Source organism: Flavobacterium sp. (assembly GCF_044371705.1).
In the GTDB taxonomy this organism is placed as follows: Bacteria; Bacteroidota; Bacteroidia; order Flavobacteriales; family Flavobacteriaceae; genus Flavobacterium.
Map to the genome: position 1 here is coordinate 1 of NZ_JBILTE010000097.1, position 10298 is coordinate 10298.

The 10298-nt window shown below is 35.6% G+C and carries 6 protein-coding genes; all 6 read left to right on the forward strand.

Annotated features, from left to right (window positions below; all coding sequences use genetic code 11):
- Positions 1-1241, forward strand: a 1241-nt coding sequence (locus ACIQ2S_RS08050) for a DUF5686 family protein (protein WP_396174792.1), incomplete at its 5' end; no start/stop codon positions are given.
- Positions 1242-1338: 97 nt separating this feature from the next.
- A complete protein-coding gene (locus ACIQ2S_RS08055) occupies positions 1339-3807 on the forward strand; it encodes a sodium-translocating pyrophosphatase (protein ID WP_396174794.1) in 2469 nt (822 codons plus the stop codon).
- A gap of 68 nt (positions 3808-3875) precedes the next feature.
- Complete coding sequence (locus tag ACIQ2S_RS08060; RefSeq protein ID WP_396174796.1) at positions 3876-6158, forward strand: family 20 glycosylhydrolase; 2283 nt, start codon at positions 3876-3878, stop codon at positions 6156-6158.
- A 1-nt stretch (position 6159) separates the two neighbouring features.
- On the forward strand, positions 6160-7164 hold the full coding sequence (locus ACIQ2S_RS08065) for an isoaspartyl peptidase/L-asparaginase family protein (protein WP_396174798.1): 1005 nt from the start codon (positions 6160-6162) through the stop codon (positions 7162-7164).
- Positions 7157-7828: a copper homeostasis protein CutC gene (locus ACIQ2S_RS08070; RefSeq protein ID WP_396174800.1), complete on the forward strand. Its 672-nt coding sequence runs from the start codon at positions 7157-7159 to the stop codon at positions 7826-7828. The genes ACIQ2S_RS08065 and ACIQ2S_RS08070 overlap by 8 nt, the downstream gene beginning before the upstream one ends.
- Positions 7821-10298 (forward strand): glycosyl hydrolase 2 galactose-binding domain-containing protein (locus tag ACIQ2S_RS08075; RefSeq protein WP_396174802.1); only part of this gene is annotated, 2478 nt, incomplete at its 3' end. The genes ACIQ2S_RS08070 and ACIQ2S_RS08075, both read left to right, overlap by 8 nt.

The following is a 10298-nucleotide window of genomic DNA, read 5'->3' on the forward strand; positions in this document are numbered from 1 at the left end:
TTTATAAAATGCTTGATACACTTCAAACAGTTAAAAAATTTACTCAAATTTACGATTTGGTGACTATTTTAGGAAGCGGTTATATCCAACACGGCAAATTTGATTTTGGACCCATTTTTTCAGCTATCGGATATAGCGATGTTGAGGGGTTGCGACTGAGGTTTGGTGGTAGAACTTATTTTGGCAGAAATGACCCGTGGCGACTACAGTTCTATACCGCCTACGGTTTTAAAGATGATCAGGTAAAATATGGATTGTCGGGCAAAATAATGCTAAACCCTAAAAACCGATTGATTTTAGAAGGTGGAAATAGGCGAGATATTGAACAAATTGGAGCAAATCTGACTACAACAAACAATGTTTTAGGAAGAAGTTTTGCATCAACTGGACTTTTTATGAGCGGTTCAAATGTCAATTTAACAAGTATCAATTTAAGTACATTGTCAATGAATATCGAACCGGTAAAAAATTTGACTTTTGAAGCCGGAATTAGTTATCGCACATTAAAATCAGCTTCCGATTTGTTTAGTTTAGATTATTATACAGATGCATCACAAACAACGGTTCAATCGCAGGTGAAGCAGTCGGAAATGTCTTTTTCGGTAGATTATACCCCTAAACGAAAAACTTTTGGCTACGGTGTCGAACGAAATATTGTTGATAGTCCTTATTCGCGTTTCTTTGTGAGCTATAGCAAAGGTTATAAAGGTATTTTGGATAGTGATTTTGATTATGATAAAATTCAGATTTATATTAAGCAACCTATTTTATTGGGCGGTTTTGGTCGATTAAATGTAATTAGTGAAGCAGGTAAAACTTTTGGTGAAGTCCCTTTGGGATTACTAAGCGTCATTCCCGGGAATCAATCGTATTTTATCATTGACAATACATTCAATAATTTGAATTTCTACGAATTTGTTTCCGACCAATATGCTACTTTTCAACTGGAACATCATTTCCTAGGAAGAATATTCTCGAGAATTCCCGGTGTGCGAAAACTAAATTTGAGAGAAATCGTTACTGTCAGAGGAGTTGTAGGATCAGTTTCTGAAGAAAATATTCGCTTGAATGCTTCAAACATAATCTATTTAGCTCCTGAAAAACCTTATTGGGAATATGGTTTTGGCGTAGGCAATATTTTTAAAGTTTTTAGATTGGATTGCACTTGGAGAGGAAATTATAGAGATTTACCCGATACAAACAACTTTACAGTCAAAGGTTCTTTTGGGTTTTATTTTTAAATCAAAAACTATTTCATACCTTTTTTTAATAGTTGCTTTTTTTTATTCCTATTTTGTTACTTTTGCAATCGTTAAAAAATTTATAAAATACATATTTATGGATTCAATTATGATTTATGTGCCAATAATCATGGCATTAATAGGGTTAGCTTTTATGTGGGCCAAAAGAGCTTGGGTATTAAAGCAGGATGCAGGCGATGGAAAAATGAAAGAGATTTCAGATTACATCTACGAAGGTGCTTTGGCATTTCTTAAAGCTGAATATCGATTACTGACTTTCTTTGTTATTGGTGCTAGTATCGCTTTGGCAGGAATTTCATATATCGTTCCAACAACACATATCTTAATAGTAGTAGCGTTTATTTTTGGTGCTTTTTTCTCGGCATTGGCTGGAAATATGGGGATGAAAATTGCCACTAAAACTAACGTTAGAACAACGCAAGCCGCTCGTACAAGTTTGCCACAAGCTTTAAAAGTTTCTTTTGGTGGTGGAACAGTAATGGGATTGGGCGTTGCCGGTTTAGCTGTATTAGGTTTAACAGGTTTCTTCATTATATTATTCCATTTCTTTATGAATGGAACTTGGACATCTACAGAAGATATGACTATCGTTCTTGAAACTTTAGCCGGTTTTTCTCTTGGTGCTGAATCAATTGCATTATTCGCTCGTGTGGGTGGTGGTATTTATACGAAAGCTGCCGATGTTGGTGCCGATTTAGTGGGTAAAGTAGAAGCAGGAATTCCTGAAGATGATCCACGTAATCCTGCAACAATTGCAGATAACGTAGGTGATAACGTGGGTGACGTTGCCGGAATGGGTGCCGATTTATTTGGTTCGTATGTGGCAACTGTTTTAGCAGCTATGGTTTTAGGAAACTATGTTATTAAAGACATGGGTGGAAAAATTGAAGATGCGTTTGGAGGAATCGGTCCTATTTTATTACCAATGGCAATTGCCGGTTTTGGAATTTTATTCTCAATCATCGGAACTATGTTGGTAAAAATTAAAGATAACAACGCAAAAGAAAAAGAGGTACAAGGTGCTTTAAATTTAGGAAACTGGGCATCCATTGCATTAACGGCAGTTGCTTGTTTTGTATTAGTAAAATATATGTTGCCTGAAACCATGAACATGGAGTTCTTTGGTGAAGGGTTAAAAGAAATTTCATCCATGAGAGTATTCTATGCTACCATTGTTGGTTTATTTGTGGGTGGTGTTATTTCATCTGTAACCGAATATTACACAGGATTGGGTACAAAACCGGTTTTGGCAATTGTACAAAAATCATCAACCGGAGCAGGAACAAACGTAATTGCAGGTTTAGCAACGGGTATGATTTCTACTTTCCCAACGGTTTTAATTTTTGCAGGTGCAATTTGGGCATCTTATGCATTAGCCGGTTTTTATGGTGTGGCTTTAGCTGCGTCTGCGATGATGGCTACAACAGCTATGCAATTAGCGATTGATGCTTTCGGACCAATTTCTGATAATGCCGGCGGTATTGCCGAAATGAGCGAATTACCTAAAGAAGTTCGTACACGTACAGATATTTTAGACTCTGTTGGAAATACAACTGCTGCAACCGGAAAAGGTTTTGCCATTGCTTCTGCAGCATTAACTTCGTTAGCATTATTTGCAGCTTATGTAACGTTTACAGGAATTGACGGAATCAACATTTTTAAAGCTCCGGTTTTAGCAATGTTATTTGTGGGTGGAATGATTCCGGTGGTTTTCTCTGCTTTGGCAATGAATTCAGTTGGAAAAGCTGCAATGGATATGGTGTATGAAGTGCGTCGTCAGTTCAAAGAAATTCCTGGAATCATGGAAGGAACAGGAAAACCTGAATACGGTAAATGTGTTGAGATTTCTACAAAAGCCGCTTTACGCGAAATGATGTTACCTGGAATTTTAACGATTGGTTTCCCAATTCTTATTGCGGTTTTACCTATGTTGATTGGTTATGACAACAAATTAATTGCTGAAATGTTAGGTGGTTATATGGCTGGAGTTACCGTTTCGGGTGTGCTTTGGGCGGTTTTCCAAAACAATGCCGGTGGTGCTTGGGATAATGCGAAAAAATCATTTGAAGCAGGTGTAATGATTAATGGTGAAATGACCTACAAAGGTTCTGATGCTCACAAAGCAGCTGTAACCGGAGATACTGTGGGTGATCCTTTTAAAGACACTTCTGGTCCTTCAATGAACATTTTAATCAAATTAACTTGTTTAATTGGATTGGTAATTGCTCCAATTTTAGGAGGTCACGATGCAGCAACAATTTCGGAAAAAGTAGCTTGTTGTTCAAGCACTGAAGTGTGTACATCAATGTCAAAAGAAGAGTGTATAGCAAAAGGATGTACTAACAATAATTGTAAATTCATGAATGAAGAAACAAAAGAAGTTTCTAAAAATGTTTCGATAGAAAAAACTCTCAACGCTGAAGGGAAAGTTGTTGCCACAGTGTCGGTTTCAACCACTGAAAATGGTGAAACAAAAACAGCTACTCAAACTTTTGAAGGAACAGAAGAAGAGGTTAACGCGAAGATTGAAGAGTTTAAAAAATAATAATTTTTAACCTTTCATAAAAAAATGCTTCACAATGGTGAGGCATTTTTATTTTTACTAAATTTAGCATGAACAAAGAAACCCTCATGACTAAATTTTTTCTTTCAGTTTTTCTATTTCTATCCCTATGGGGATATAGTCAAGAAAATTTACCGCTTATACCAATTCCTAAACAAATTGAATTTAAGAATGAGTATTTTGAACTTGATAAAAACACAGTCATTTTTTCTCCTAATCCAAATTCTTTTGAAGCATTATTTTTAAAAGAAATTATTCAAGCAAAAACGGGTTTAGATTTAAAAATTTCCTCTAATTATTCTAACAAAAATAGTATTCAATTTATAATTCAAATTCCAGATACTACTGAATTTGATAGAGAAAGTTACCTGCTCTCGATAGCAAAAAACAAAGTTCACATCTCTTCCTCCACAAACCAAGGATTGTTCTACGGAATTCAAACTTTTTTACAACTGATTCCTTTTCAAAAAGTTGATAAATTGGCAATTCAAGGACAAATAATTTCAGATGCACCTAAATATAAATGGCGAGGAATGCACCTCGATGTTTCCCGTCATTTTTTCTCCATCGATTTTATCAAAAAGTATATTGATTACATCGCTATGTATAAAATGAATACGTTTCATTGGCATTTAACCGATGATCAAGGATGGCGAATTGAGATAAAAAGATATCCAAAACTCACAGAAGTTGGTGCATGGCGAAAGGGGTCGATGGTTGGTCATTATAACGAACAAAAGTTTGACACTATTCGTTACGGAGGATTTTACACACAAGAAGAAATAAAAGAAGTGGTAAAATATGCACAAAAACGACATGTGACGATTGTTCCTGAAATAGAAATGCCAGGGCATTCCTTGGCAGCATTGGCCGCCTATCCTGAATTTTCTTGCACAATAGGTTCTTTTGAAGTGGCAAAAGGCTGGGGTGTTTTTGAAGACGTATTTTGCCCAAAAGATGAAACGTTTGTGTTTTTAGAAAATGTTTTAGCAGAAATAATCAATTTGTTTCCATCAGAATACATTCACATAGGTGGTGATGAAAGTCCAAAAGTCCGATGGAAAAGCTGTCAACATTGTCAATCGTTAATCAAAAAAGAAGGATTACAAGACGAACACGAATTGCAAAGTTACTTTATTCAACGAATCGAAAAATTTGTCAATAGTAAAGGGCGAAAAATAATCGGTTGGGATGAAATTCTAGAAGGTGGACTAGCCCCTAATGCCGCCGTGATGAGTTGGAGAGGAACCGAAGGAGGCATTGCAGCTGCCAAACAAAAGCATTTTGTAGTAATGTCACCCGGATCGCATTGTTATTTTGACCATTATCAAGGTGATCCAAAAAACGAACCAATTGCCTTTGGAGGCTATACTACTGCTGAAAAAGTGTATGCTTTTAACCCAACGCCAAATGAATTATCTACCGAAGAAGCAACGTATATTCTCGGTGCTCAAGCCAATGTTTGGACGGAATACATTGAAACACCAAAACATGTTGAATATATGATTATGCCCAGAATGGCTGCTCTTTCTGAAGTTTTGTGGGGAACAGCAAACGCTTCGAATTATAAAAATTTTGAAAAACGATTAATCAAGCATTTTGATTTTTATGAAAAAAGGGGGATTAATTACAGCAAAGCAATTTACGAAGTTACTACTGAAGTTTCTTCCGGAATAGATGGTGTCGAATTCAATTTGAAAGCAGTCAATCCAAAAGGAATTCATTTTACAATTGATGGTTCGGAACCAACAAAAAATGCAATGATTTACACAAAACCGATTTCAGTTACAAAAAGTTGCATCATTAAAGCGGCGTATTTTGAAAATGAAAAACAAAAGAGTAACACAATTGAACAAACGTTCAATATCAACAAATCATCCGGAAAGAAAATTACTTTAGTACATCAGCCGCATGAAAATTACGGTATCGGCGGAAGTTTTACTTTAGTAGATGGAATGAAAGGCAATCCAGCCAAATTTGGCAGGGATTGGCTCGGGTTTTCAGGAAATGATGTCATTGCAATAATTGATTTGGATGCAATGGAAACTATTTCTAAAATCAAATTGAATGTTTTAAAAAGTACTGGAAGTTGGATTTATTATCCTAAAGAAATTGAATTTCTTATTTCAGAAGACGGAAGTACTTTTATTTCAGTAAAAAAGTTTTCTAAAGACGAAATCGAAAAATTCAATGGAAGTATCGAAGGCATCTTTAAAAATACAAAAGCAAAATATATCAAAGTACTAGCTAAAAATTTAGGAATAATTCCGGATGGAAATCCCGGAGCAGGTTCTAATGCTTGGTTGTTTATGGATGAAATTTCAGTAGAATAATATGGCAAACAGAAGAGAGTTTTTAAAAACAACGGCATTGGCGTCCGCCGCAATTGCGTTACAATCATTTCAGCAAAATTCAGCAGAGGAAGACAATCGTTTTGACGATAAACCGATTAAAAAACCAATCGTACTTGCTACTTGGCAGTTTGGAATGCAAGCAAATCAAGCAGCATGGGAAATTTTAAAAAAGAATGGAAGAGCATTAGATGCTGTTGAAGCAGGTGTTAAAATCCCTGAGGGAGATCCGTCCGAAAGAAGTGTTGGTTACGGCGGAAGACCCGACAGAGAAGGTCGTGTGACATTGGATGCTTGTATTATGGATGAATTTTCAAACATTGGCTCTGTGGCGTGTTTGGAATACATCAAACACCCAATTTCTGTAGCAAGAATGGTCATGGAAAAAACACCTCATGTGATGTTGGTGGGCGAAGGAGCTTTGCAGTTTGCTTTGCAACAAGGTTTTAAAAAAGAAATATTGCTAGTTGAAGAATCTGAAAAGGAGTGGAAAGAATGGCTCAAAACCAATAAATACAGTCCAAAAGCCAACATTGAAAATCATGATACAATTGGCATGATTGCAATGGATTCAGATGGTAATTTATCAGGAGCGTGCACCACAAGTGGTATGGCTTTTAAAATGCATGGGCGAGTGGGAGATTCACCGATAATTGGAGCCGGTTTGTATGTTGACAATGAAATTGGTGCGGCAACTGCAACCGGACATGGCGAAGAAGTTATCCGAATTTCCGGTTCTCATTTGGTTGTAGAGTTGATGCGACAAGGTTTGAGTCCGCAAAAAGCATGTAAGGAGGCAGTAATGCGAATCGTAAAGTTGACAAAAAATCGAAACAAAGAACTGAAAGATATTCAAGTGGGATTTATAGCTCTTAATAAAAAGGGAGAACACGGGTCGTATTGCGTGCAAGGCGGCTTTAATTATGCCCTTCATGACACTAGCGGAAACCGTTTGATAGATGCAGATTATTATTTGAAAGATGAGTAAACTAGAAATAGCTTGTTTTAATACTGCATCTGCAATTATTGCTCAAAATGCAAATGCGGATAGAGTGGAATTGTGTGACGGAATTGAAGTTGGAGGAACAACTCCAGCTACAGAAACGGTGAAACATGTACGCCAAAAGCTGACTATTGATTTGTATGTAATGATTCGTCCGAGAGGAGGTAATTTTAGCTATAGCGAAAAAGAAATTGAACAAATTAAAACTTCAATTATTGAAATGAAAACCCTAGGTGTCGATGGATTTGTTTTCGGAATTTTAAACGAAGATACTACTGTAAATAAACAAATAAATTCAGAATTAGTTGAAGTAGCAAAACCTTTTCCTTGTACTTTTCATCGGGCTTTTGATGAGGTCTCTGATTATAAACAAGCGTTAGAAGATGTTATTTCATGTGGTTTTACAACGATTTTAACCTCCGGAACAAAATCGAATGTAGTTGCAGGAACTCCAATTTTAAAGCAATTGGTAAAAGAAGCTTCAAATAGAATTACTATTATGCCGGGTGGTGGTTTGCGGTCCTCCAATATAAATGAACTAAATCAAATTGTTAAAGCAGCATTTTACCATTCTTCTGCAATTCTTGATGGTAATGGGCTGGCAGATTTTGCAGAAATTCAAGCCTTAAAATTGAAATTAAATGGTTAAGAATTGGCTGAGTACATTTGTTTTTCTATTACTTACTTTTTTGGGATTTACCCAAAATTCTTCTCGTGATTTATCTGTAGAACAATGGCTATTTAAAAAAGGCGGCGATGCTGAATGGTTTTCTGCAAAAGTACCGGGAACAGTTCACACCGATTTATTACATAACAACCTGATTCACGATCCGTTTGTTGGAGCAAACGAAAAACAATTACAATGGATTGAAAATGAAAAGTGGATTTATAAAACTGATTTTATTATATCCAAAGAGGAACTACAAAACAGCACTATCGAATTAATTTTTGATTGTCTAGATACATATGCCAAAGTATACGTAAATGGAGAGAAGGTACTTTCGGCTGATAATATGTTTCGAACTTGGGAAATTAATGTAAAAAACCGACTGAAAATCGGAACGAATACCCTTGAAATTCATTTTGAGTCAGCGTCAAAAATAGGTAAAGAAGAAGCACAAAAATTGACTTATACGTTACCCGAGAACGAACGCGTTTTTGTGCGAAAAGCACAATATCATTTTGGTTGGGACTGGGGTCCCCGTTTTGTGACAGCAGGAATTTGTAAAAAAGTACATTTAAAATTCCGGAATAATGCAACAATTAAAGATGTTCATTACCAACAAAAAGAGCTAAATGCAGAAATTGCAAAAATGGATTTTGTTTTAGCTATCACAGCGGAGAAATCTGGAAAATATCAAATTATAGTGGACAATAAGGAGTTTCCATTTCAATTGAAAAAAGGTTTAAATAGGGTAAAAATTCCCTATGAAATTCAAAATCCGGTTCTATGGTGGTGCAATGGATTGGGAGTTCCACATCAATATGTTTTTAAATTTTCATTGGAACAAAATGATAATAAAATTGACGAAAAAGAACTAAGAATTGGTTTACGTACCATCGAATTGGTCCAAGAAAATGATGAAATAGGTAAAAGTTTCTATTTTAAATTAAACGGAAAACCTGTTTTTATAAAAGGTGCCAATGTTATTCCGCCTGACAGTTTTGTATCGAGGACTGCGGATTCCGCCTATTCTTCAATGGTAAAAGATGCTAAAAATGCAAATATGAATATGTTGCGTGTTTGGGGCGGAGGTGTTTATGCAGATGATTCTTTTTATAGTGCCTGTGATGCAAATGGCATCTTAGTCTGGCAAGATTTTATGTTTGCTTGTGCGATGTATCCCGGGGACAATCATTTTTTAGAAAATGTGAAACAAGAAGTGATTGATAACGTCATCCGTTTGAGAAATCATCCAAGTATAGCTTTGTGGTGCGGCAATAATGAAAATGATGAAGGTTGGCATAATTGGGGTTGGCAAAAACATTTTAATTATTCGAAATCAGATTCTACTGAGATTTGGACCAATTATAAAAAAGTATTTCATGAGTTAATTCCAGGGGTGTTGGATAGTTTACTTTCAAAAAACGAAAATCGCTATTGGTCATCCTCACCTTCATTGGGTTGGGGGCGAAAAGAAAGTTTAACCCAAGGTGATGTTCATTATTGGGGTGTTTGGTGGGGAAAAGAGCCATTTGAAATTTATAATGATAAGGTGGGAAGATTTGTTAGCGAGTATGGCTTTCAAGGAATGCCGTCAATGGAAACTTTGAGTAAAGTGCTATCAAAAGAAGAAATGAATTTTCAATCAGAGGCATTTAAAAACCATCAAAAGCATCCCACAGGTTATGAAACCATTCGTGAATACATGGCACGTGATTATAACGTGCCCGAAAACGTTGATGATTTTGTATATGTGTCTCAATTATTACAAGCGAGAGGAATGAAAATTGCCATTGAAGCACACAGAAGAGCAATGCCGTACTGTATGGGAACGCTTTTCTGGCAATTCAACGATTGTTGGCCCGTAACATCTTGGAGTGCTATGGATTATTATGGCGACAAAAAAGCATTTTATTATCAAATCCAGAAAAGTTACGAGCCATTTTTAGTTCATATTTATCAAAATAATAATGAAATTGAAATCTATACAATCAATGATCATGTAACCGATTTTTCCGGAAAACTGGATTTGAAAATTATGGATTTTAATGGGAACGTACGCTGGAGTAGTGTTGCTTTAGCAAAATCAAAGTCAAATACTTCAGAAATGCAATACAAGATTGCAGATTCTATTTTTAAGCAATTAGATAAGAAAGAGATTGTTTTGCAAGTTATTTTTACTTCAGAAAATGAAATAAATGAAGCGAATTATTTTTTTGCAAAACCTAAAGAAATGGCTCTAAAAAAACCAACATTTCAAGTAAATCAAATGGATAAAAACACCATTGAGGTTACTTCCGATGTTGTTGCAGTAGGCATTTATTTGCAAGCAGATGGAGTTATATTTGACAAAAATTATTTTGATTTACTTCCAAATCAAAAAAAAATTGTCAAAACCTCGGATTATGTTAAAAATCTGAAAATTAAAACGCTGCATGAAAGCCAAATAAAATTT